This window comes from Paracoccus methylarcula, from assembly GCF_003007735.2.
GTDB lineage: Bacteria > Pseudomonadota > Alphaproteobacteria > Rhodobacterales > Rhodobacteraceae > Paracoccus > Paracoccus methylarcula.
This window is the reverse complement of the sequence record NZ_PXNQ02000011.1, coordinates 114,078-135,983: the sequence shown is the minus strand read 5'-3', so window position 1 is coordinate 135,983 and position 21,906 is coordinate 114,078. Positions and strand designations below refer to the sequence as shown.

18 protein-coding genes and 4 pseudogenes are annotated in these 21,906 nt (G+C 65.7%); 6 read left to right on the top strand and 16 right to left on the bottom strand.

What is annotated here, in order from left to right; all coding sequences use genetic code 11:
- Nucleotides 1-60 precede the first annotated feature (60 nt).
- The 4 genes from mbfA to A7A09_RS16955 all read right to left on the bottom strand — a co-directional run bounded on the left by mbfA (nucleotide 61) and on the right by A7A09_RS16955 (nucleotide 3,623).
- The gene (mbfA, locus tag A7A09_RS16970; protein WP_106692499.1) at nucleotides 61-1,035 is read right to left on the bottom strand and encodes an iron exporter MbfA; all 975 of its coding nucleotides are present in this window, start codon (nucleotides 1,033-1,035) and stop codon (nucleotides 61-63) included.
- Nucleotides 1,036-1,154: 119 nt separating this feature from the next.
- Nucleotides 1,155-1,667: a DUF2478 domain-containing protein gene (locus A7A09_RS16965; RefSeq protein ID WP_106692498.1), complete on the bottom strand. Its 513-nt coding sequence runs from the start codon at nucleotides 1,665-1,667 to the stop codon at nucleotides 1,155-1,157.
- Nucleotides 1,667-2,290 carry a response regulator gene (locus tag A7A09_RS16960; RefSeq protein WP_106692497.1) on the bottom strand — a complete coding sequence of 208 codons (624 nt, stop codon included), beginning with the start codon at nucleotides 2,288-2,290 and terminating at the stop codon, nucleotides 1,667-1,669. Before A7A09_RS16960 ends, A7A09_RS16965 begins: the two co-directional genes overlap by 1 nt.
- Nucleotides 2,291-2,300: 10 nt before the next feature.
- A complete protein-coding gene (locus tag A7A09_RS16955; RefSeq protein WP_170167145.1) occupies nucleotides 2,301-3,623 on the bottom strand; it encodes a histidine kinase in 1,323 nt (440 codons plus the stop codon).
- A gap of 149 nt (nucleotides 3,624-3,772) precedes the next feature.
- Between A7A09_RS16955 and A7A09_RS16950 the strand changes: the two genes are divergently transcribed.
- The 4 genes from A7A09_RS16950 to A7A09_RS16935 are packed head-to-tail and all read left to right on the top strand — an operon-like array spanning nucleotide 3,773 to nucleotide 5,862.
- Complete coding sequence (locus tag A7A09_RS16950; protein ID WP_106692495.1) at nucleotides 3,773-4,225, top strand: GAF domain-containing protein; 453 nt, start codon at nucleotides 3,773-3,775, stop codon at nucleotides 4,223-4,225.
- Complete coding sequence (locus A7A09_RS16945) at nucleotides 4,215-4,595, top strand: GFA family protein (protein ID WP_106692494.1); 381 nt, start codon at nucleotides 4,215-4,217, stop codon at nucleotides 4,593-4,595. The genes A7A09_RS16950 and A7A09_RS16945 overlap by 11 nt, the downstream gene beginning before the upstream one ends.
- Nucleotides 4,592-5,218 carry a LysE family translocator gene (locus A7A09_RS16940; protein ID WP_106692493.1) on the top strand — a complete coding sequence of 209 codons (627 nt, stop codon included), beginning with the start codon at nucleotides 4,592-4,594 and terminating at the stop codon, nucleotides 5,216-5,218. Before A7A09_RS16945 ends, A7A09_RS16940 begins: the two co-directional genes overlap by 4 nt.
- Nucleotides 5,215-5,862 carry a pseudouridine synthase gene (locus A7A09_RS16935; protein WP_106692492.1) on the top strand — a complete coding sequence of 216 codons (648 nt, stop codon included), beginning with the start codon at nucleotides 5,215-5,217 and terminating at the stop codon, nucleotides 5,860-5,862. Before A7A09_RS16940 ends, A7A09_RS16935 begins: the two co-directional genes overlap by 4 nt.
- A gap of 86 nt (nucleotides 5,863-5,948) precedes the next feature.
- Here A7A09_RS16935 and A7A09_RS16930 read toward each other — a convergent pair whose 3' ends face one another.
- The gene (locus A7A09_RS16930) at nucleotides 5,949-6,722 is read right to left on the bottom strand and encodes an MBL fold metallo-hydrolase (RefSeq protein WP_106692491.1); all 774 of its coding nucleotides are present in this window, start codon (nucleotides 6,720-6,722) and stop codon (nucleotides 5,949-5,951) included.
- 307 nt (nucleotides 6,723-7,029) lie between these two features.
- On the opposite strand from A7A09_RS16930, the pseudogene A7A09_RS16925 reads away from it, so the two are divergent.
- Nucleotides 7,030-8,240: pseudogene (locus A7A09_RS16925) on the top strand (PQQ-dependent sugar dehydrogenase).
- A 25-nt stretch (nucleotides 8,241-8,265) separates the two neighbouring features.
- On the opposite strand, the pseudogene mutL reads toward A7A09_RS16925, so the two are convergent.
- From mutL to A7A09_RS16885, 8 genes and pseudogenes are all read right to left on the bottom strand, one after another.
- A pseudogene (gene mutL / locus A7A09_RS16920) lies at nucleotides 8,266-10,096 on the bottom strand (DNA mismatch repair endonuclease MutL).
- A gap of 197 nt (nucleotides 10,097-10,293) precedes the next feature.
- On the bottom strand, nucleotides 10,294-11,667 hold the full coding sequence (locus tag A7A09_RS16915; RefSeq protein ID WP_106692490.1) for a M20 family metallopeptidase: 1,374 nt from the start codon (nucleotides 11,665-11,667) through the stop codon (nucleotides 10,294-10,296).
- Nucleotides 11,664-13,237, bottom strand: a pseudogene (locus A7A09_RS16910) (gamma-glutamyltransferase). Before A7A09_RS16910 ends, A7A09_RS16915 begins: the two are co-directional and overlap by 4 nt.
- A gap of 11 nt (nucleotides 13,238-13,248) precedes the next feature.
- Nucleotides 13,249-14,228: pseudogene (locus tag A7A09_RS22245) on the bottom strand (ABC transporter ATP-binding protein).
- Nucleotides 14,225-15,226: an ABC transporter ATP-binding protein gene (locus A7A09_RS16900; RefSeq protein WP_106692489.1), complete on the bottom strand. Its 1,002-nt coding sequence runs from the start codon at nucleotides 15,224-15,226 to the stop codon at nucleotides 14,225-14,227. Before A7A09_RS16900 ends, A7A09_RS22245 begins: the two are co-directional and overlap by 4 nt.
- Before the next feature lie 11 nt (nucleotides 15,227-15,237).
- On the bottom strand, nucleotides 15,238-16,128 hold the full coding sequence (locus tag A7A09_RS16895) for an ABC transporter permease (RefSeq protein ID WP_106692488.1): 891 nt from the start codon (nucleotides 16,126-16,128) through the stop codon (nucleotides 15,238-15,240).
- Between the two features lies 1 nt (nucleotide 16,129).
- Nucleotides 16,130-17,047: an ABC transporter permease gene (locus A7A09_RS16890; protein WP_106692487.1), complete on the bottom strand. Its 918-nt coding sequence runs from the start codon at nucleotides 17,045-17,047 to the stop codon at nucleotides 16,130-16,132.
- Between the two features lie 101 nt (nucleotides 17,048-17,148).
- Nucleotides 17,149-18,654 (bottom strand): ABC transporter substrate-binding protein, encoded by a 1,506-nt coding sequence (locus A7A09_RS16885; RefSeq protein ID WP_170167148.1) that lies wholly within the window; start codon nucleotides 18,652-18,654, stop codon nucleotides 17,149-17,151.
- Between the two features lie 135 nt (nucleotides 18,655-18,789).
- Between A7A09_RS16885 and A7A09_RS16880 the strand changes: the two genes are divergently transcribed.
- The gene (locus A7A09_RS16880) at nucleotides 18,790-19,575 is read left to right on the top strand and encodes an IclR family transcriptional regulator (protein WP_106692485.1); all 786 of its coding nucleotides are present in this window, start codon (nucleotides 18,790-18,792) and stop codon (nucleotides 19,573-19,575) included.
- A gap of 44 nt (nucleotides 19,576-19,619) precedes the next feature.
- Here A7A09_RS16880 and A7A09_RS16875 read toward each other — a convergent pair whose 3' ends face one another.
- Genes A7A09_RS16875 through A7A09_RS16865 form a run of 3 tightly spaced genes read right to left on the bottom strand, consistent with a single transcriptional unit; the run spans nucleotide 19,620 to nucleotide 21,861 of the window.
- On the bottom strand, nucleotides 19,620-20,258 hold the full coding sequence (locus A7A09_RS16875) for a uracil-DNA glycosylase (protein WP_106692484.1): 639 nt from the start codon (nucleotides 20,256-20,258) through the stop codon (nucleotides 19,620-19,622).
- A complete protein-coding gene (gene trpD, locus A7A09_RS16870) occupies nucleotides 20,255-21,274 on the bottom strand; it encodes an anthranilate phosphoribosyltransferase (protein ID WP_106692483.1) in 1,020 nt (339 codons plus the stop codon). Before trpD ends, A7A09_RS16875 begins: the two co-directional genes overlap by 4 nt.
- Entirely contained in the window at nucleotides 21,271-21,861 is a 591-nt protein-coding gene (locus A7A09_RS16865; RefSeq protein WP_106692482.1) for an anthranilate synthase component II, read from the bottom strand. The genes trpD and A7A09_RS16865 overlap by 4 nt, the downstream gene beginning before the upstream one ends.
- Nucleotides 21,862-21,906: the final 45 nt, after the last annotated feature.

Here is a 21,906-nt window from a genome sequence, read left to right as displayed (position 1 = left end):
GATAGGGCGAGGGGATCTGTCTCCCTTCGCACCTACTGCGTCTTTGCGCCCGGAGATGCTTTAACCGGAACCGATCAGCACCCCGGTTGCAAAGACCAGCCCGCCGCCGACGACCACCTGCAGCGCGGCCCGCCAGAAGGGCGTCTGCATCCAGCGGTTCTGGATCCATGCAATGACCCATAATTCGATGAAGACCACGATGCAGGCGATGATGGTGGCGGTCCAGAAATGCGGGATCAGATAGGGCAACGCATGGCCAAGCCCGCCAATCGCCGTCATCACCCCCGAGGATAACCCGCGCTTGAAGGGCGATCCGCGCCCCGACACGATGCCATCGTCCGAGGCCGCTTCGGTAAAGCCCATGCTGATCCCCGCGCCCAGGCTGGCGGCCAGCCCGACCAGGAAGGTCGTTCCGGTATCCTGCGTGGCAAAGGCGGTGGCAAAGATCGGCGCCAGGGTCGAAACGCTGCCATCCATCAGCCCGGCAAGGCCCGGCTGAACCCAGGTCAGCACGAAATTGCGATGCGAAATCGCGTCTTCCTCTTCCCGCGCCTCTGGCGTCAGGTGCTCGTCACTCAACTCTCCGGCGCGTTCCTCATGCCCGCGCTCGGCGGCGGCCAGGTCACCCAGCAATTTGCGCGTCGCCGCGTCACTGCTGGCCTGGGCCGCCCGGGTATAGAATTCCGCCGCGTCATGTTCCATCGTCGCGGCCTCGGCGCGGATCGCGTCCAGCGACAGGTTCTGCATCATCCAGGCCGGCCGGCGGCTGTAGTAACCGGCCACATGCTCGCGCCGGATCACCGGAATCGCCTCGCCGAAACGCGACCGGTAGGCCTCGATCAACTGTCGCCGATGCTCGTCCTCTTCGTCGCCGACCCCGTCGAACACGGCCGCCGTCGCGGGATAATCGGCACGCAGGAACTCGGCCCAGTTGCGATAGATCCGCGCGTCATCCTCTTCCGAGGCGATGGCCAGGGCCAGAACCTCGCGCTCGCTCAGATCGGAAAAACGCTTGCGATTATTCAACATCCGCATGGGCTTCTTCTTTATTCAAATATCCTCGGGGGTGAGGCCGCTCGCGCCGAGGGGGCGGACAGCCCCCATGCCACGACAGCGGCAGGTGCGCCACCCGTCAATTCGCGTATCCGCAAGGATCATCCGGGCCCCGCCGATTGTCTTCGGCACCAGTCGGCCAGGGCATCGGGATCGACCTCCTCGGCAAGATCGCCGCTGAACTCCGCGAATGCCGAACGCTGCTCGCGCGAGACATGCAGGAGCACCGGCAGATCGTCCAGGATCGCTTGTCCGATCACGCTGCAAAAGCCACGTCCGACGGCCTCCTGCTTGCCGAATTTCGGCAGGATCAGCAATTCGGCCCCCGTGAGCCTTGCCTCCACCCGGGCCGCCGCCGTTTCCAGCGCGCCGGGATCCAGCCGACAGCCGGTGGAGCCCGAACCGAGCGATTGCGAGATACGGATCGGGCGATCCTCCTCGCCGATCACCTGGATATCCATGTCACAGGCGCAATCCGGCCCCCGGTCGCGGTTGACCTGCACCGCGCCAGCCAATCGCAATCCCTCGCCGGACAGTTTCCCGACCAACGCTTCCAGTAGCCGGTCGGCCGCGCCCGGGGATGCGCCCTCCGGCAATTCGAACCAGCCCAGCATCAGACCCCGCTTTCCAGGGCGAATTTCATCAGCCCGTTGATGCCATCCACCCCCAGCTTCTTCTTCAGCGAGGACGAGGTATTCGCGGCGGTCTTGTAGCTGACCCCCAACTCATCCGCGATGGCCTGCAGGCTGAGGCCGCGCCCGATCAGCGCGAGCACCTGCCTCTCGCGATCCGACAGGGCGCCGAGCGGATCGGCCGAGGCCCCGGCGCGCAGGGTCGCCAGCGCCACGGCCTGCTTGGCCGACAGGTAGAATTCACCGGCCTCCAATGTGCGCACCGCCTCGCGGAAATCGGCGGGGCGCGCGTTTTTCGACAGGAACCCCTGTGCGCCGGCCTGCAAGGCCCTTGCGGCAAAGCCGGTCTGGTCGTTCATCGAGAAGATCAGGATTCGCGCTCCGGGAGCGGCCTCGCGCAGGGGTTCGACCAGGTCCAGCCCGCCGGTCCCGGGCAGGCTGATATCCAGCACGATCAGGTCCGGAGCCGGGGTTTCCGCCAACTGGGTCAATGCGTCCTCGCCCGACATCGCCTGTCCAACCGGGTCATAGCCCATCTCGCGCAGCAACCGGCTGGCGCCCAGATGGGTGATGGGATGGTCGTCTATGACCAGCGCGCTTTTCATTCCTTTGGCCTCATCCGGTCTGTGCCCGTGGCAGGTTTGCCTCGATCGTGGTTCCGTTTCCTGTCGATGACAGGGTCAATTCGCCGCCCAGCAGGGTGATCCGCTCGCGCATGCCGGTCAGCCCGGTTCCCTCGCGGCTGCCGGGGGCAAGGCCCTTGCCGTCATCGGACAGGATCATGCGCCAATGCGCCGGATCGGTCCAGAGGCGGATCGCGACGGAATGCGCATCGGCGTGGCGCAGCGCATTGGTCGTGCCTTCCTGCAGGATGCGGAACAGGGTCAGCGCGGTCGCCTCGTCTGGTTCGGGAAGCCCCTCTGCGATATCGAGACGGATGCGGATATCCGGGAAACGCCGTCCAAGATCATCGGTATAGTCGGAGAGAACCGCGGGCAATGGCAATTGCCCCACCGCGGCGGGACGCAGGTCGTTCAGGAGCGAGCGGTTCACGCGCGATATCTCTTCGGCGATGGCGGAGATGGCATTGGCATGTTCGGCGATGGCGGGATCCGGGGCAGCCTCGTGCAGAGCGTCCGCCTCGACCCGCAGGCCGAAGAGACAGGGGCCCATCTCGTCGTGCAGGTCGCGGGCGATGGCCTTGCGCTCCTCGTCGCCACGATTGACCACCCGGCGCTGCAACCGCCTGCGATCGGTCTGCGCCTGTTCGAGTGCCGAGGCCAGCCGGTCCACCCCCGTGGCGAGTGGCGCGAGATCGGGTTGCGACAGAAGGCCAACCCGCGCGGCCAGGTCGCCATGGGTCAGATCCTCCAGCCGCGCCGCGATGCTGCCGACCGGGCGCAGTGCGTGCCGCGTGGCAATCAGGATCAGCAACGCCTGCGCGAGCGCGGCGAGTGCCGCCAGCCCGAGCGTCGTGCGGATGGTCCGCCATGCACCGGCGATCCCGGCCGCAGGATCAGTGGCGATATGGACAAAGCCTTGCAACCGCCCCCCGGCAGTGACCGGAACCCGGGTTTCCTGCGGCTCGGGAGCGACCATGGCCGCGAACCATGCCGGGGCTGCGCGCGCCGGTTCGGGATCGGGCTCGGATTCGCGAATGACGCCTTCACGCGGATCGAGGACCATGATCCGGGTATGGCGCGGCGGCACCAGCCTTTCGGGCAGCGCGGTCATCAGCGCGTCGGGCGGCACGGCGCTTTGCAGCGTGCCGATGGTGGCCAATACCAGCGAGCGGGCGGTTTGCGCGCCGAGCCGCGTCTCCAGCGCGATCTCGCCGCGCAGGCTGTTCAGGTTGGCCGCCGCCAATGCCGCGAAGAGCATTGCTTGCACGGTGAAGATCACCAAAAGGATGCGCGTGGTCAGGGACAGGCGGTTCATGGCCCGCAGATTGGCGCAAGCAGGCGAAGAGGTCCATGCCAAAGGGGGCGCTGCCCCCTCGGCCGTAAGCGGCCTCACCCCCGGGATATTTGCATGAAGAAGAAGGGGCGCGGGCTTCTCGTCGCGGTCTGGCTGTCGTAAGAGGGGGCATGAGCGATTACGATGCATTGCAGGCGCGGATCCGCGCCCTGACCGAAGGCGAGACCGACGAGGTTGCGCTGATGGCCACCTTGGCCTGCGAGATCCATCATTCCGACGAGCGTTTCGACTGGACCGGTTTCTACCGGGTGGTCGCGGCCGAATTGCTGAAGATCGGACCTTACCAGGGCGGGCATGGCTGCCTGGTCATCCCGTTCTCGCGCGGTGTGTGCGGTGCTGCGGCGCGAACCGGCGAGGTGCAGATCGTCGCCGATGTGGATGCCTTTCCCGGGCATATCGCCTGCGCCAGCTCGACCCGGTCCGAGATCGTGCTGCCGGTCTTTGGCAAGGGGCGGCGGCTGATCGGGGTTCTGGACATCGACAGCGATCGCCCCGATGCTTTCGACAGCGAGGATGCCGCGCGGCTGGCAGGGATATTGGAGGAGGTCTTCGATGGGGTCTGAATTTACCGGGCATTGCCTTTGCGGTGCGGTGCGCTTTCGCGGACAGTGGGAGCAGGCCGGATACAGCGCCTGCCATTGCGGCCAATGCCGCCGCTGGTCCGGGCATATCTGGGCCGGGGCGGACGCGTCCGATCTGTCGATAGAGGGGGTGGTGAAATGGTATCGCTCTTCCGACGAGGCCGAGCGCGGTTTCTGCCCGGAATGCGGCAGCAGCCTGTTCTGGCGCCGGATCGGGGCGGACAGGGTCGCCGTGGGACCGGGAGCGGTGGACGAGCCCACGGGATTGCACCTGACCGGGCATATCTTCGTGGCCGACAAGGGGGATAGCTACGAAATCGCCGATGGCCTGCCGCAAGAGGCGCGGGAATGATCTGGGATACGCTGGCCAATATTCCGGCAGCCCAGCTCATGACCTTTATCCTGGGCGGGCTGGTGCTGAATTTCGCGCCGGGCCAGGACGTGTTCTTTGCCAGCGCCTGCGGTATCCAGGGCGGGCCGAGGGCAGGGATGCTGGCCGGCTTGGGCGTGGGCCTGGGCGTCTGCATGCATCTGACCATGGCGACCGTGGGGCTGGGGGCCGTCGTCGCCGCCCATCCCGAGGCGCTCCTGGCGATCAAATATGCGGGCGCCGCCTATCTGTTATGGCTGGCCTATAAAAGCTGGACCGCCGGGCCGGTCGATCCTTCGGCGCGCGGCAGCGTCAGGCCATGGAACATCATTCGGCGCGGTTTCCTGTCGAACGCGCTGAACCCCAAGCCGGTGCTGTTCCTGCTGGCATTCCTGCCGCAATTCACCAACCCGGCATGGGGTCCGATCTGGCAGCAGGTCCTGGGACTGGGGCTGATCTTTACCTTGACCGGCACGATTGTCACCATGGGCTATGGCGTCGTCGGGGGGCTGGCCGGGCAGGTGATCGGGCGGCGTCTCGGATTGGTCAACAGGATCGCCGCGGTGATGTATGCGGGCCTGGCCATGCGCCTTGTCGCGAAATGAGCTTTATCTATGCGCCGCCCTCGGCTCCGCCCGAGCTGATCCATGCCGATCACGAGATATTGGTGGTCAACAAGCCTGCGGGCTTGCTGTCGGTACCGGGGCGCGGGCCGGACAAGGCCGACTGCCTGATCGAGCGGCTGCGTGGCGCGTTTCCGACCGTGCTGTTGGTGCACCGGCTGGATTTGGACACCTCGGGCGTGATGATCTTCGGGCTGACACCACATGCGCAGCGAATGCTGTCGAAGCAATTCGAAGAGCGGAAGGTCAAGAAATCCTATATCGCCCGTGTCCTGGGGCGGCTGGAGCCGAAGGCGGGGCGGGTCGATCTGCCGCTGATCGTGGACTGGCCGAACCGGCCACGGCAGAAGGTCGATCATGCCGAGGGGCGGGCGGCGCAGACCGATTGGCGGGTGGTGCGCGCGAGTGACGAGGAAACGCGGGTCAGGCTGTTTCCGCTGACCGGGCGGAGCCATCAGTTGCGTGTGCATATGGCCGAGACCGGGCATCCGATCCTGGGCGATCCGCTTTACGCCGACGGAGCGGCGGCGGAATATCCGCGGCTGATGCTGCATGCCGAGAGCCTGCGCATCAAGCATCCCGAGAGCGGCGTGCAGCAAGGCTTCAACGCATCTGCACCTTTCTGATGCCGGTTCTGAAAACCGTTCCGGGGTAATGAGCGCCACCGGGCGCTGCGTGCCCGCAGAGATCTCGCGTTCCCTTCGGCGCCGTTTCAGCCTTCCCCGTCCGGATACCAATTCGCTTGGATGACGAGGCTGCCCGAGCCGCCTGCCTCGACCAGCCGGGCGAATTCGTCGATATCGCTGCCGCGATGGTGATAGGGGAACACGACCACGGGCTTGAATGCCGTGACTGCCTCGGCGGCCTGTTCGACGGTCATCGTGTAAGGCAGGTTCATCGGCAGGAAGGCGACCTCGATACCGGTCAGCGCAAGCATCTCGGGCACCGGTTCGGTATCTCCGGCGATGTAGAAGCGCTTGCCGCCGATGGTCAGAACATAGCCGTTATCGCGCCCCTTCGGGTGATACTGCAGCCGGTCTTCGGTGATGTTATGGGCGGGAATTGCCTCGATCCCGAGACCCAGCACCTCGACCATGTCGCCATTGGTCATCGTGCTGGCGCGCTCTTTCATGGCATCGGGCAGCATCTCATACACTGCCGGGTTGGTGATCAGGCGCACGGCCGGCAGGGCCTCGAGCGTCGGCAGGTCGAAATGATCGCCATGTTCATGGGTGATCAGGATCAGGTCCGGTTGAGGCAGACCGGCATATTTCGCGCCGCCGCCCACGGGATCGACATGAATGACACCGTCCGGTGTCTCGATCACCATCGAGGCGTGATCGACGGGGTGAATGACCACCTCGCCACCATCGACGGGATAGCGGAAGGTCTTCGCCACCTCTTGCGTGGCGGCAAGGCGTGGCAGGGCGCTGCTGCCGATGGCGGCGGCGGCGAGGGTCAGCCCGGTGCGGCGGGTGATACGCATGTGGGAATCTCCTGATTATAATGATGCGAAACGTTAACGCGGATTTGTGAAGAAGGTTCCCGCGCCGCGGGCGAAGCCATTGAACGTCGCCGTCCTTCTTCCTCGTGCAAATATCTTCGGGGGGGCCAATACCGGCCATCTGATTTCGTCGCACATCCAAGGGATGCCATATCCCCCCAAAGTGACTGAGGCGAACCTTGATCGTGACCGGGGATAGGCTACCCTCGCGGAGGAAGCGCGGAGTGAGGATCAGCCATTCCGCCTTCGGATGAGACATGATCCCGCCATCAGCCGAGAGAGGCCCACCATGCCGCATGACATTCCGCGTTCTTCCATTCGCCTGACCATCCTTGCCGCGACCGGGATGTTCGCCGGAGCGGCTGTCGCGCAGGACTTCAACGACGCACCTCCGAATGCACAAGGGCAGGTACCGGCTTTCGAGAACCAGACCCGGGCGCCGATCCTGCCTAACATGGCGTTGCAACAGCAGGTCGTCGCCGAGGGGCTGGAGCATCCCTGGGGCATGGCGCAACTGCCTGACGGAAGCTGGCTGGTGACGGAACGACCCGGACGGCTGCGGTTGATCAGCGGCGATGGCGCCCTGTCCGATCCGATCGCCGGGCTGCCAGAGGTTGATAACCGCGATCAGGGCGGGCTTCTCGACGTGGCCATCGCCGATGACTTCGCCGACACTCGGCAGCTCTGGCTGAGTTTTGCCCAGCCTCGCGAGGGCGGCAGGACCGCGACCGCCGTCGCCACCGGGGTCCTGTCGGCTGACGGCTCCACCCTCGAAGGGACCAAGGTGATCTGGCAGCAGGAACCGGCCTGGGCTTCGACCAAGCATTACGGCTCGCGGCTGGTCCTTGACGGACAGGGCGGGCTTTTCGTGACGACCGGGGAACGGTCGGTCAATGATGCGCGGGTGCATGCGCAGAACCTGGCGACAACGCTTGGCAAGGTGGTCCGGATCGATCCGCAGAGCGGGGCGCCGATGGGCCAGCCGGGCGTGGAGGGCGCCTTGCCCGAGATCTGGTCATGGGGGCATCGCAACATGCAAGGAGCGGCCATGGGACCGGATGGCACGCTCTGGACGATCGAGCATGGGCCAAGAGGCGGGGACGAGCTGAACCGGCCGCAGGCGGGGCGCAATTACGGCTGGCCGCGTGTCACCTATGGCGTCGAATATAGCGGCCAGCCGGTCGGCGACGGAATCACGCGGCTGGAGGGGATTGAGCAGCCGGTCTATTTCTGGGACCCGGTGATCGCGCCGGGCGGGATGAGCTTTTATGACGGCGCGATGTTTCCCGATTGGCAGGGTGATCTGCTGATCGGCGGGATGCAGGCCGGCGCCTGGTGCGGCTGGAACTGGAACTGGACGGGGACCGGGTCACCGGGGAGGCGCGGCATCTGCAGGGGATCGGCCGGGTCCGCGATGTCGCCGTTGCAGCGGATGGTGCGGTCATGCTGCTGACCGACCAGTCGAATGGCGCGCTGGTCCGGGTGACGCCGGGACAGTAGCGCATCCCGGCGCGGTCCGCGCCTGTCACTCCTTGCGGCCGAAGAGCCGTTCGATATCCGCCAGCCGAAGCTTCACCCATGTGGGGCGGCCATGGTTGCATTGCCCGGATTTCGGCGTGCGTTCCATGTCGCGCAGCAAAGCGTTCATTTCCTCGGCGGACATGCGGCGGCCGGAGCGGACCGAGCCATGGCAGGCCATCGAGGATAGCACCGCGTCGATCCGCGCCCGCAGGCGATCCGAGGCGCCTTGGTCGGACAGGTCGTCCAGGATGTCGCGGATCAGAGCCTGCGCGTTCAGCTTGGTCAGCATCGCGGGGGCCTCGCGCACCGCCACGGCGCCGCCTCCGAAGGCCTCGATGACAAGGCCAAGCTCGGCCAGCTCATCGGCGATGGACAGGATGCGGGCGGCGTCGGCGTCAGGCAGTTCCACGATCTCGGGGATCAGCAGGGCCTGGCTGGCGATGCCATTCGCCTCTGCCTGGGCCTTGAGCCGTTCGTAGACAAGCCGTTCATGCGCGGCATGCTGATCGACGATGACCAGACCGTCATCGCTTTGCGCGATGATGTAATTCTCGTGGATCTGGGCGCGGGCCGCCCCCAGGGGGGCCTCGGTCGGGGCGCTCTCATCGGCAGGCTCGAACCGGGCCGATGGCGTCTCGGCAAAGCCCGTCTCCTGCATGGGCGCGGGCGCCTGCAGATCGAGGCTCGCCCGGATCGCGCCGCCCGAGGGGCGGTAATCCATCTGGTAATTGCGCGGGGGCGGCGCGTTCAACCCGGAGCTCCGGCCGGAACGCCGCCAGCGTCGCATCGCCGACGGTCGAGGAGGCCCGGTGCCCGGCATTTGCCAGCCCGTGCCGCAGGGCGCTGACCACCAGCCCGCGCGCGGCGGTGGGATCGCGGAACCGCACCTCGGCCTTGGCGGGATGGACATTCACATCGACAAGCTGCGGATCGCAGGTCAGATACAACACCGCCGCCGGGTGCCGCCCCGAGGCCAGCACATCCATGTAGCCCGCCCGCAGCGCCCCGGTCAGCAGCTTGTCGCGGACCGGGCGGCCATTGACGTAAAGATGCTGCGCCACTGCCGCACCCCGGGAATAGGTCGGCAGGGCGGCAAAGCCGGTCAGTGTGAGCCCGTCGCGCTCGGCATCGATGGGGATGGCGTTATCGATGAAATCGCGGCCCATGACGCGGGTCAGACGGGCCTGGAGCGCGCCGAACAGCTCCCCCTGCTCGGCATCGGCGCGGAATGTCTCCTTGCCATCGGCGCTCAGGGTAAAGCCGGTATAGGGCTCGGCCATGGCGAGGCGGCGGACGGTTTCGGCCACCGCCTGCGTCTCGGCACGCTCGCTACGCATGAATTTCAGCCGCGCGGGGGTGGCAAAGAACAGGTCGCGCAGCTCGACCACCGTGCCGCGATTTCCGGCGGCGGGGCGCGGCGAAGCGATCCGGCCCGCGGTGACCGAGATTTCCGCGCCATCACCGCCATCGACGCGCGAGGTGATGGTCAGCCGCCCCACCGCACCAAGTGATGGCAGAGCCTCGCCGCGAAACCCGAAACTGTTGATCGCCAGAAGGTCATTGCCGTCGATCTTGCTGGTCGCGTGACGCGAAAGCGCCAGCGGCAAATCGTCGGCGGTCATGCCGCAGCCGTCATCGCTGACACGGATCAGCCGCTTGCCGCCTTCCTCGATGGCGATATCGATCCGACTCGCGCCCGCATCCAGCGCGTTCTCGACCAGTTCCTTGACCGCCGAAGCGGGCCGCTCCACCACCTCGCCCGCCGCGATGCGGTTGGCGGTGGCCTCGTCCAATTGACGGATGACCGGGCGGATATTGCGGGCATGGCTGTTCATGCCACCATATTTAGCAGCTATGGGCTTTGTTCGCCAGTGATTCGAGATCGTGGCGGGGCAGTCCGCTCAGATGGACTCCGTCGCCGGGTCCTGAGTTTACCTTCTTCTTCATGCAAATATTCTCTGGGGGTCCGGGGGGCGAAGCGCCCCCGGCCATCGCGGGACGCAAACCTTGCTTCGCAGTCCTGCCGGAGCGATCACATCTCGCCGATATCCCACCACAGCCCGGCCATGCCCCGCAGCGCGTCGCGGCAGAGCGGTTTCAGCACATGCTCGTCCGGGGCGTGCTGCGAGCAGCCGCGATAGGAATGCGGCACCCAGATGGTCGGCAGGCCGAGGATATCGGTGAAACTGTCATTGGGCAGCGAACCCGCGAGATTCGGCAGGACATGCGGGGATTTGCCCGATGTGCGCTCCAGCGAGGCGATGGCGAAGCGGACCCATTCGTGATCCGGATCCAGCCGCGTCGCCCGGAAGAAGCCGCGGTCATGGGGGCGGATTTGCACCGCCTTGAACCCGTGCCTGTCCAGGTGACGGCGCAGCGCGGGCAGGATGTCGTCGGGATCGGTGCCGACGACATAGCGCAGCTGGCAGGTTGCCCTCGCCTTGGCCGAGATCGCATTCACCGGCGCCTCGGGAACGCCGGAGGTCATCGCGAGGATCGCGAAACTGTTCCAGCCATAGACGCATTCGGCGGGGGTCAGGCTCTCCTCTCCCCAATCGGTATCGACCGCAGGCCCGTCGCCATCCTCGACCGGCAGGTCCTTCAGCGCCTCGCGGATCGCCGGGGTCAGGCTGTCGGGGCGCCATTCGGGGATCTGGATCTGCCCGCGCCGGTCGCAGATCGAGGCCAGCGCATGGGACAGGATCATTGCCGGATCGGCCAGCAGCCCGCCCCAATTGCCGGAATGATGCGCGCCGTCGCGCAGCTCGAGTTCCAGATCGAAGCTGATCCCCCCGCGCGAGCCCATGAACAGCGTTGGCCGATCCGGTTGCAGCCGGGGGCCGTCCGAGGCGATCAGCACATCCGCCGCCAATTCATCCTTATGGGCGCGAAAGAACTCTGGCAGCCCGGCCGAGCCGGTCTCTTCCGACATCTCAAGCACGATCCTGACATTGAAGCCAAGCTTGCCGCGCGCCGCGATCACCGCTTCCAGCGCGGCGATATTGATCAGGTGCTGCACCTTGTTGTCGGCGGTGCCGCGACCGTAAAGGCGGTCTCCCTCCTCGATCAGGCGGAACGGGTGCAGGCCGTCGCGCCATTGCTCGGTCTGGGCGCGGATCACGTCGCCATGGCCATAGGTCAGCACGGTCCGAAGCGCGGGATCCTCGATCCGCTCGCCGATCAGCAGCGGGCCGCCATTGGGGTCGGGATTGTCGTGGATGCTGCAGCTGAACCCGGCCGCTTCGAGCCGGGGAAGCATCGCCTGCTCAAGGTAGCGGTAGAGTTCCGGGCGTTGGTCGGGGTTCTGGCTTTCGGTCTGGTATTCGACCAGTGCCGCGAGGTCGGACTGGAAATCTCCGCTGTCGAAATACTGCTCGGAAGCGGCAAGGGCGGTGTCGCGGGTCATGCGAGAGTCTCCGGTTCGGTGATGGCATCGCCCCATGGCGACATGATCTCGGTGCAGCCGCTATTGGTTTCCCCGTCGCGCATGACACCTGCGGGGCAGGCGAAGGCATAGGGGAACACCGTCCGGCGGAACGGGGTGGTGGCGTGGCGTGCGGCCAGCGCGTCCTGGACATGCTGGGGCAGGGCGTCGTCCACGGTCACCATATCGCCGCCGGACATATCGATGCGGCCCTGGTGGAACGCGTCCTCCAGCCCCATGCCGAAATCGGCCACGAATGACGAGAGCTGGGCCACCGCGCCGACGATCTTGCGCCCGCCCGAGGCGCCAAGGGCGAAGCGGCGCGGGCCGGACTCGCCGATCACGGGGCAGATATTCATCAGGCAGCGCTTACCCGGAGCCAGCGAGTTGGGCCTGCCCGGCACCGGATCGAACCACATGATCCCGTTGTTCAGAAGCAGCCCGGTTGAGGGTGACACGACATGCGATCCAAAGGCCGAGAGCAGGGTCTGGGTCATCGCCACCATGTTGCCGTCGCGATCCACGATCGAGAAATGCGTGGTGCAGCCCGGCGCCTCGGGGCTTTCGCCGTCGTCTCCCATCCCCGCCAGCCGTTTTCGATAGGCCGCTTTCAATGCGTCGGCATAGGCCAAGTAGGCATCCGGCCCGGGTTCTCCGGACAGGGGCGGCAATGCGTCCATGGCATCGCGGAAGGTCGGGCCAGCCGTCAGATGCGGGGTGACATGATAGCGCGCATCGCCACGCGCGAAGGACAGGGGTTGCTGGAACTCGGCGCGATAGGCGCGCAGGTCGTCATGCGACAGGCTGCCGCCCTTGGCTCTAATATCGGCGGCCAGCGCGGCCCCGACATCGCCGTCATAGAATTCCCGCGCACCCTTCTCGGCGATCTCGGCCAGGGTCGCGGCCATGGCGTCCATGGCGATGGTCTTGCCCGCGGTGCTGGTCCAGCCCACGATGGTCGGCCATCGCCCGTCCTCCAGGAACATCGCGGCGGCATCCGCGTCATCCGCCAATGCGCGGGTGGCCGAGGCGATCATCAGCGATGCATACCAGTCCACCGGCAGCCCCTCGCGCGCGAAGCCGATGGCGGGGGCCAGCAAGTCGCGCCATGGCAGGCGGCCATGGCGGGCATGGGCCTGTCCGATGCCATCAACGCGCCCGGAACCGCCACCGCTGTCGCGCCGCGAATGTTCCTGTCGCCCTCGACCGCGTCCCATGGAAACAGGTCGCTGGCCTTGCCGCTGCCCGCCAGCGGATAATCCGCCGGATCGAGCGCCGCGGGTGAGCGCATGCCGTAGAACAACACCTCGGCCTCGCCCGTGCCGGCATGCCACAGCATCATCCCGCCGCCGCCTGCGGGGCCGCTCATCCAGGGTTCGAGCACGCCGATGGCAAAGGAGACGGCGACGGCGGCATCGACCGCGTTTCCCCCGGCCGCCAGGACCTCGGCCCCGGCCTGCGCCGCGCGGGAGTTCTGCGCGGCCACCACGCCTCGCGGTGTTTCCACGACCGTTTTGCGCACCGTTTGCGTGCGGGACAGTGATGATGTCATGGGCGGGATCCTCAGCTTGCCGCCCGTGTGGGCGTGTCGTCGTAAAGATGGCATTCGACATGGCCATCCGGCGTCGCGATGGGGCTGGGCGCAATCTGCGCGCAATGCGGCATCGCTTTCGCGCAACGCGGATGGAAGGCGCAGCCCGAGGGGGGAGAGATCGGATTGGGATAGCCGCGCCAAGTTGTGTGTCGGGCACGCCGAGGCCGGGATCAGGGGTCAGCACCGATTCCAGCAGGGCGCGGGAATAGGGATGGCGCGCCTCTTCGAACAGGGTGGCCACGCTGGCCTCTTCCACGATCCGGCCCAGATACATCACCGCCACGCGGGTCGCGAGATGCTCGACCACGGCAAGGTTGTGGCTGATGAACAGGTAGGTCAGGCCGAATTCCTGCCGCAGATCGCCCAGCAGGTTAAGGATCTGCGACTGCACCGAGACATCCAGCGCCGAGGTCGGCTCGTCACAGATGACAATCTCGGGATTCATGATCAATGCGCGGGCGATGGCGACGCGCTGGCGCTGACCGCCCGACATCTGGCTTGGATAGCTGCGCGCCACCCGCGAGGGCAGGCCGACGATATCCAGCATCTCGCGCACCTTCTTTTGCCGGCTGGCAGCGTCACCGATGCGATGGACGCGAAGGGGCAGGCTGACGATATCCTCGATGCTCTTGCGCGGGTTCAGCGAGGAATAGGGGTCCTGGAAGATCGGCTGGATGCGCCGCGACAGGGCGATGCGGTCCTGCGTGGCAAGCGCCTGGCCATCGACCAGGACCTGCCCCTCGGTCGGCGCCTCCAGCCCCAGCAGGATCTTGGCGAGCGTGGATTTGCCGCAGCCGGATTCGCCGACGAGCCCCAGCACTTCGCCGCGCCCGAGACTGAGCGAGACATCGTTCAAGGCCCGCAAGGGGCGCGGCTGACCGAAAATCCCCTGCTTGACCGTGTAGGTCTTGGAGACGTTCTTCAGTTCCAGAACGGGATTGCCGGTCATGCTGTCACCTCCTCATGGCGATGGCCGTCGGGATGGACGCAGCGCAATTGATGCGTGTCGCCGTCAAGCCGATGCAACGGGATCGCGTGTGCGCATGCCTCCACCGCCTGATCGCAGCGCCTGCGGAAGGGGCAGCCGGTCACCTCGCCAACCAGTGACGGCACGATGCCGGGAATGGTGCCGAGACGCGCGCCCCGCTCGGTCCGGCCGGGAACCGGGATGCAATTGATCAAGCCGCGCGTATAGGGATGCGCGGGCTGGCGAAAGATCGCCTCGGCGGGGCCGGTCTCGACCAGTTCACCCGCATACATCACCGCGACCTTGTCGGCGACGCGGGCCACCACGCCCAGGTCATGGGTGATCAGGATCATCGCCATGTTCATCTCGCGCTGGAGATCGACCAGCAGCCGCAGGATCTGCGCCTGGATGGTCACGTCGAGCGCGGTGGTCGGCTCGTCCGCGATGATCAGCTCGGGCTCGCACATCAGTGCCATGGCGATCATCACCCGCTGCCGCAACCCGCCCGAAAGCTGATGCGGGAATTGCGACAGGCGGCTTTCGGCGGCGGTGATGCCGACCTTCTCCAGCAGTTCCACCGCGCGGGCGCGGGCCTGCGCGCGGCTGACCTTGCGATGCAGCAGCAGCGTCTCGGCCAGTTGGTCGCCTATGGTATAGGCGGGGTTGAGCGAGGTCATCGGCTCCTGGAAGATCATCGACATGCGCGCGCCCCGCAGATGCCGGAGCTGGCGGCGCGAGGCTTTCAGCAGGTCGGTGCCGTCGAAATCGATCCGGGCGGCGCTGCGCTGGATCTTGGGTGCCAGAAGCCCCATCAGCGCCAACGAGGTCAGAGATTTGCCCGAACCGGATTCACCCACGATGCACAGGGTCTCGCCCCGATGCAGGTCGAAATCGATGCCCCGGACCGCGTGCAGCATGCCGCCTGCCGTCGGGATGTCCAATGTCAGGTCGCGGACAGAGAGAATGGGGTCTTCGGTCATGTCTGGTCCCCTCAATTGCGGTTTTCGGGCGCGGTCACGTCGCGCAGCCCGTCACCCATCAGGTTGATCGCCAGCACCAGCAAGAACAGCACCGCACCGGGGATCAGCACCAGCCATGGCTCGAACAGCATCATGTTCTTGCCCTCGGACACCATCAGCCCCCAGCTTGGTGTCGGTGGCTGCACGCCGAGGCCAAGGAAGGACAGGGCGGCTTCCAGCAGGATCGCATGGGCCATTTCCAGGGTGACCACGACGATCAGGTTGTTGAGAATGTTGGGCAGGATTTCCGACAGCAGGATGCGCGGGGTCGAGCAGCCGATGGCGCGGGCGGCTGCGACGAATTCGCGGTTGCGGATCTGCAATGTCGAGGCGCGCATGACGACGGCGAAGCGGTCCCACAGCAGCAGGCCCAGAACCCCGATCACCACGTTCAGCGACCCGCCGAGGATCGCCACGACAGCCAGCGCGACCAGCACCACCGGCATCGCCAGCCGGACATTGATGAGAAAGGTCACCACCGCATCGACGCGCCCGCCGAAATATCCTGCGGCGATCCCGAGCGTGGTGCCGATCAGCCCCGAGATCAGCGCCGCAATCGCCCCGATCAGCAGCGAGATCTGGGCGCCATAGATCAGCCGCGACAGGTAATCGCGGCCGAGATGGTCGGTGCCGAGCGGATGCTCCCATGTTCCGCCCATGAAGACCGGTCGCACCATCCGGTCGCCAAGGCTTTGGGCATAGGGATCATGCGGAGCCAGCACCGGCGCGAGGATCGCGACCAGCACCAGCAGCGCCAGGAAGATCGCCCCGATCATGAAGCCCTGATGGCCGAACATGCGCTTGCGCAATTGCTGGCCGGGCGTCGGGCCGGTGATCTCGGCGATATCGGGAAGGGCCGTCATCTCAGGCGCTCCTCATGCGGGGATCCAGCCAGGCGTTCAGCACATCGGCCAGAAAGGTGAAGACGATATAGAACAGCGCGAAGACGAGGATCAGCGCCTGCACGGTGGGCAGGTCGTTGCGCCCGATCGATTCCCAGGCAAGATAACCCGCGCCATGCAGCGCGAAGATCGACTCGACCACGATCGAGCCGCCCAGCATGAAGCCCATCTGCACCGCCGCCAACGAGACGACCGGGATGATCGCGTTGCGCAGCGCATGCTTGAACAGCACCCGGCCTTCGGGCGCGCCCTTGGCGCGGGCGGTGCGGATATAATCCGCCGACAGCACCTCCAGCATCCCGGCCCGCGTCAGCCGCATGATCGCGGGCATGGCGTAATAGCCCAGCACCACTGTCGGCATGATGAAATGCTGCCAGCTCGACGCGCCGGAGGCGGGCAGCCAGCCTAGCTGGATGGCAAAGACCACGATCAGGATCAGCCCGAACCAGAAGCTGGGCATGGCCTGTCCGGCGACCGACAGGAACAGGGCGATCCGGTCGATCAGCGAATTGGGGCGGATCGCCGCGATCACGCCAAGCGGCACGGCGGTCAGCAGCGCGAACAGGATGCCGCAGACTCCGAGCGTCATTGTGACCGACAGCCGTTCCGCGATCAGGTCGGCGACGGGCAACTTGAAGTAATAGCTTTGCCCGAAATCGAAGCGCAGCGCGTTCCACAGCCAGTCGGCATATTGCACCAGCATCGGCCGGTCGAAGCCGTAAAGCTCGCGGATCGCCTGGATATCCTTGGCATTGGCACTTTCGCCCGCGATGGCGATTGCCGGATCACCCGCGAGGAACAGCAGGCTGAAGCTGATGAAGGAAACGGTGAGCGCGACAAGAAGCGCCAGGCCCAATCGCTTGAGGATGAAGCGAAGCATCTGAATTCACATCCTTGCTTGCGTGCCCCGGCATATCGGGCCGGGTTCGGGATGGCCGGTTGTCCGGCCATCCTGCGGCGGGCGTCGGATCGCGGTCCGGATCAGTTCCAGGTCGCGGTATGGAAGCGCAGAACCTCGTCCGGGGTGGGCGTGTATGCGACCTCTTTCGTGAACACGTAATTGGTGTTGTAGGAAAAGAGCGGTGCCCAATAGGCCTGGTCTGCGATGCGCTGCAGCGCGATGCCGTAATGCTCTGTCCGGGTCTCGGGATCGATGGAGCTGTCGGCGATGTCCAGTTCGGCCAGGACCTCGTCGTCGCGGGCATCGTCCAGCTCGCCATGCTTGAAGAACTGGCTGACCATGGCCGAGGCGTCATTGATCGAGAACGAGCCCCATGTCTGGAACGAGATCGGCACCTCGCCTTTCATGTTCAGGTCGCGCAGCGCCGAATATTGCAGCATCTTGAAATCCGTCGTGATGCCGACGGCGTTCAGGTAGCTGGAGATGGCCTCGGCATATTCGCGGTCACGATAGGCGTAGAACTCGGTTGTGAACCCGTCGGGATAACCCGCCTCGGCCAGCAGTTCCCTGGCCTTTTCCGGATCATAGGGATACTCGGTCACATCCTGGACACATCCGAACTGGCTGGGGAAGCAGGCGGTATCGATCGTGGTCGATTTGCCCTTCAGCAATTCCTTCACGATGGTCTGGCGGTCGATCGCGTAATTCACGGCCTGCCGCACCTCCAGCTTGGTGAAGGGATTGTCCGGATTGGATCGCCCGGCCGCGTCCATGGACAGGTAACCCACCCGCATGGTGCTTTCATTGGCGACGGTGAACTGCCCCATCTCGGCCAGCCGTTCGGCCTGGTCCGAGGGAACCTGCCAGATCAGGTCAAGCTGGCCGCTGAAGATCTCGGCCATCTGGGTGTTCACATCGGGAATGGTCCGGATATCGACTTTGCCGATGGTGGGCTGGCCTTTCGGCCCGTCGAAATAATCCTCGTTCCGCTCCAGCACGAAATGCTTGCCCGGCTCCACGCTGACGGCCTTGTAGGGGCCGGTGCCGACGGGCTTCAGCCCCATGCCGCTTGGTCCGGCCTCTTCGTAATAGTCGGAAGGATACATCGAGACCGGCCCGGACAGGTATTCCAGCGCGGCGGGGAAGGGCTCCTTGGTGATGATGCGGACGGTGTAGTCATCCAGCTTCTCGGCATGATCCATCCAGTTGACATTGCGCTGCGTCACCGCGCCATTCGCCTCGTCGGCCACGAAATTCACCGTGTAGACAACATCATCGGCGGTGAAATCGCTGCCATCGTGGAATTTCACACCCTCGCGCAGCTTCAGCTCCAGCGTGGTGTCATCGACCCAGTTCCACTCGGTCGCCAGATTGCCCTTGTATTCGCCGGTCTGCGGATCGGCGTAAAGCAGCCCGTCCCAGATTGCGCGCTGCAGCACCACGCCCTCGCGGGCCGAATTGAAATAGCTGTCGACGCTTTCGAGTTCCTTGGTGAAGGCGACGCGCAGCGTGTCGGCCGCCTTGTCGGCATGGGCTGCTCCGGCGGCCAGAAGGGCGATTGCGGCCGTGCCGCCGCGCAACATCATTCGTCCCATTGTGAAACTCTCCCGTGATTGTTGTTGTGTGCTGTATCGCATAGTGATACGTTAAATCTTATTATGGTTAAATAAGCAGGCTTATTGCCCCTAGGTCAAGTTTTTTGATCATGAGTGGAGGGATTGATGGCAAATACCGGCGAAACCAAGCGCGATACGCTGTTCGTGGGGGCACTTGCCAAGGGATTGCGCGTGCTGCGGGCATTCGACGAAAGCAAGCCCGAGATGAGCCTGGGCGAGCTTGCGAAGCGCACCGGCATGGACAAGAGCACGATCCAGCGGCTGGCCAACACGTTGCATCTGGAAGGGTATCTGGACAAGGATCCCAATACCCGGCGCCTGCGTCCCTCGCATGCCTGGCTGGAGCTGGCCTATTGCTATTACTGGTCGGATCCGCTGGTCGGCACGGCGATGCCCAAGCTGATCGAACTGTCCCGGCAATTGGGCGAGACGATCAACCTGGCCGAGATCTCGGGCGATCACATCATCTATGTCTCGCGCCTGCCGTGCAAACGGACCTATTTCGCGGCCACGATCATCGGGCGGCGGCTGCCGGCGCTGTCCACCTCTGCTGGCCGCGCGATCCTGTCGACCTGGCCCGAGGCCGAGCGCGAAGCCGCCATCGAGACATGGCCGTTGAAGGTTTTCACCCCGCGGACGGTCATGGATCGCGACGAGATCCGCCGGAGCATAGACGAGACCATCGCGAACGGTTTCTCGGTATCGCGTGACCAGATGCTGTTGAACGAAATGGCCATCGCGGCACCGATCATCGGCCCGGACGGGCGCGCATTGGCCGGGGTGCAATGCTCCGTCTCGGCCTATACCTGGGACGATGCACGGCTGCGCGCCGAGATTCTGCCATGGCTACTGGATACGGCGAATTCGATCTCACCGGCGCTGCGGTCCTGAAGGCAATTTCGCTGCTCGGGCGATATTTCCACGAGGAAACGCTGTCAGCCTGCCCAATGGATCGGCGGATGCCCCCGGTCCTCCAGCCAGCCGTTGATCCGGCTGAAAGGCCGGCTGCCGAAGAATCCGCGTCGCGCCGATAGCGGCGATGGATGGGCGGTCGCGATCGTCAGGTCCTGTTCCCGGGGCAAGCCGGCGACGGCCTTTTGCGCGTGTCCTCCCCAAAGCAGGAAGGCGAGCGGGCCATGCCGCTGTGCTTCGGCGATGCTTTGCTGCGCAAGCCTGTGCCAGCCCCATCGGGCATGACCGCCCGCCGATCCGACGGGAACCGAAAGCGATGTGTTCAGAAGCAATACCCCCTGCCGCGCCCAATGCGACAGATCGCCATTCGCGGGCGCGGCACCGATATCCTCGCGCATCTCGGCATAGATGTTTCGCAGCGACCGGGGCAGCGGGATGTCGGGCGCGACCGAGAATGCCAGCCCGTTGGCATGGCCCGGTGTCGGGTAAGGGTCCTGACCAAGGATCACCACGCGTAGCCTGTCGGGCGGCACGGCTTCCAGCGCCGCAAAAATCCGGCCGGGGCCGGGCAGCCAGTCACGCGCATCAAGCAACCGGTCCCGGATCGCTGGCCAGTCCTGCTCGAAGAAGGGCAGATGGGCCCAGGCCTCGGGTGGTCTCATGCCTCGGGCGGGCCGGTGACTTCGGCCAGGCTGGTCAGCCGGGCCTTGGCCTTGCCGCTGTCGATGGATTCGGCGGCCAGCGCCGCCCCTTCGCGCAGGTCGGCCACCTTGCCCGCGATCAGCAGCGCCGCCGCGGCATTCAGCAGGACCGCATCGCGATAGGCCCCCGTCTCGCCATCCAGAAGCGCACGGAAAGCGCGGGCGTTGTCCGCTGGCTCGCCTCCGATGATGGCTTCGAACGGATGGCGGGGCAGTCCGGCATCCTCGGGCGTGACGGTGAATTCGCCGACCTCGCCATCCTTGAGCGCGGCGACACGGGTTTCGCCCGCGATGCTGATCTCGTCTGTGCCATCGCTGCCATGGACCAGCCAGGCCGCGTCGGAGCCGAGATCACGCAGCACCTCGGCCATGGGGCGGAGCCATTGGCTGCTGAATGCGCCGGTCAACTGGCGTCGGACCGAGGCCGGGTTGGTCAGCGGTCCCAGCAGGTTGAAGACGGTGCGGGTGCCCAGTTCGGCGCGGGGCGGGCCGACATGGCGCATGGCGGGATGGTGCATCGGCGCCATCATGAAGCAGATCCCCGCCCGGTCCAGCGCCCGCTGCGCCATGGCCGGGCCGCCCATCACGTTGATGCCCATATGGGTCAGCGCATCCGCCGCGCCGGATTTCGACGACAGGTTGCGGTTGCCGTGCTTGGCGACCGGCACGCCCGCGCCCGCGACGACGAAAGCCGTGGCGGTCGAGATGTTCAGCGTGCCCTTGCCATCCCCGCCAGTGCCGACGATGTCCATCGCGCCATCGGGGGCCTGCACACGGTTCATCCGCGCCCGCATGGCGCGTGCGGCGGCGGCGATCTCGTCCACGGTTTCGCCGCGCACGCGCAGCGCCATCAGCAATCCGCCGATCTGGGCCGGGGTGGCGGCACCGTCGAACAGGGCCGAAAAGGCGGCTTCGGCCTCGGGGCCGGTGAGGGGGCGGGTGGCGGCGATGCCGATGAGGGGGCGGATATCGGTCATGCGGCCTGCTTTCCGGGGCGGCAGCGGGCAAGGAAATTGCGGATCATCTCGTGCCCGTGCTCGGATGCGATGGATTCGGGGTGGAACTGCACGCCCTCGATTGGTAGATCCGCGTGGATCAGCCCCATGATCGTGCCGTCATCGGAACTGGCGGTGACGCGCAGGCAATTGGGCAGGCTCTCGGGCTCGATCGTCAGCGAATGATAGCGCGTCGCCTTCAGCGGCGAGGGCAGGCCGGTGAATACTCCGCTGCCGTCATGGTTGATCGCATCGACCTTGCCATGCAGGATGCGGCTTGCGCGCACCACCTTGCCGCCGAAGGCCTCGCCGATGGCCTGGTGACCAAGGCAGACGCCGAGCAGCGGCAGTTCGCGTTCCGCCGCCGCCCGGATCAACTCGACGCAGATCCCGGCCTGCGCCGGATCGCAGGGGCCCGGAGAGATCACGATGCCGTCAGGTTGCAGCGCCAGCGCCTCTTCCACCGAGAGCGCGTCATTGCGTTTCACGACCACCTCGGCCCCCGCTTCGCCCAGGTAATGCACGAGGTTCCAGGTGAAGCTGTCGTAATTGTCGATCAGAAGGATCATTGTCTCGCCTTGGTTCCGGGGCGGTTTCCCCCCGCATTCGGGTTC

What these genes read in the sequence shown, in the direction of transcription:
- mbfA (WP_106692499.1), bottom strand. Translation starts at nt 1,035, where the DNA reads ATGCGGATGTTGAATAATCGCAAGCGTTTTTCCGATCTGAGCGAGCGC.
- A7A09_RS16965 (WP_106692498.1), bottom strand. Translation starts at nt 1,667, where the DNA reads ATGCTGGGCTGGTTCGAATTGCCGGAGGGCGCATCCCCGGGCGCGGCC.
- A7A09_RS16960 (WP_106692497.1), bottom strand. Translation starts at nt 2,290, where the DNA reads ATGAAAAGCGCGCTGGTCATAGACGACCATCCCATCACCCATCTGGGC.
- A7A09_RS16955 (WP_170167145.1), bottom strand. Translation starts at nt 3,623, where the DNA reads ATGAACCGCCTGTCCCTGACCACGCGCATCCTTTTGGTGATCTTCACC.
- A7A09_RS16950 (WP_106692495.1), top strand. Translation starts at nt 3,773, where the DNA reads ATGAGCGATTACGATGCATTGCAGGCGCGGATCCGCGCCCTGACCGAA.
- A7A09_RS16945 (WP_106692494.1), top strand. Translation starts at nt 4,215, where the DNA reads ATGGGGTCTGAATTTACCGGGCATTGCCTTTGCGGTGCGGTGCGCTTT.
- A7A09_RS16940 (WP_106692493.1), top strand. Translation starts at nt 4,592, where the DNA reads ATGATCTGGGATACGCTGGCCAATATTCCGGCAGCCCAGCTCATGACC.
- A7A09_RS16935 (WP_106692492.1), top strand. Translation starts at nt 5,215, where the DNA reads ATGAGCTTTATCTATGCGCCGCCCTCGGCTCCGCCCGAGCTGATCCAT.
- A7A09_RS16930 (WP_106692491.1), bottom strand. Translation starts at nt 6,722, where the DNA reads ATGCGTATCACCCGCCGCACCGGGCTGACCCTCGCCGCCGCCGCCATC.
- A7A09_RS16915 (WP_106692490.1), bottom strand. Translation starts at nt 11,667, where the DNA reads ATGACCCGCGACACCGCCCTTGCCGCTTCCGAGCAGTATTTCGACAGC.
- A7A09_RS16900 (WP_106692489.1), bottom strand. Translation starts at nt 15,226, where the DNA reads ATGACCGAAGACCCCATTCTCTCTGTCCGCGACCTGACATTGGACATC.
- A7A09_RS16895 (WP_106692488.1), bottom strand. Translation starts at nt 16,128, where the DNA reads ATGACGGCCCTTCCCGATATCGCCGAGATCACCGGCCCGACGCCCGGC.
- A7A09_RS16890 (WP_106692487.1), bottom strand. Translation starts at nt 17,047, where the DNA reads ATGCTTCGCTTCATCCTCAAGCGATTGGGCCTGGCGCTTCTTGTCGCG.
- A7A09_RS16885 (WP_170167148.1), bottom strand. Translation starts at nt 18,654, where the DNA reads ATGATGTTGCGCGGCGGCACGGCCGCAATCGCCCTTCTGGCCGCCGGA.
- A7A09_RS16880 (WP_106692485.1), top strand. Translation starts at nt 18,790, where the DNA reads ATGGCAAATACCGGCGAAACCAAGCGCGATACGCTGTTCGTGGGGGCA.
- A7A09_RS16875 (WP_106692484.1), bottom strand. Translation starts at nt 20,258, where the DNA reads ATGAGACCACCCGAGGCCTGGGCCCATCTGCCCTTCTTCGAGCAGGAC.
- trpD (WP_106692483.1), bottom strand. Translation starts at nt 21,274, where the DNA reads ATGACCGATATCCGCCCCCTCATCGGCATCGCCGCCACCCGCCCCCTC.
- A7A09_RS16865 (WP_106692482.1), bottom strand. Translation starts at nt 21,861, where the DNA reads ATGATCCTTCTGATCGACAATTACGACAGCTTCACCTGGAACCTCGTG.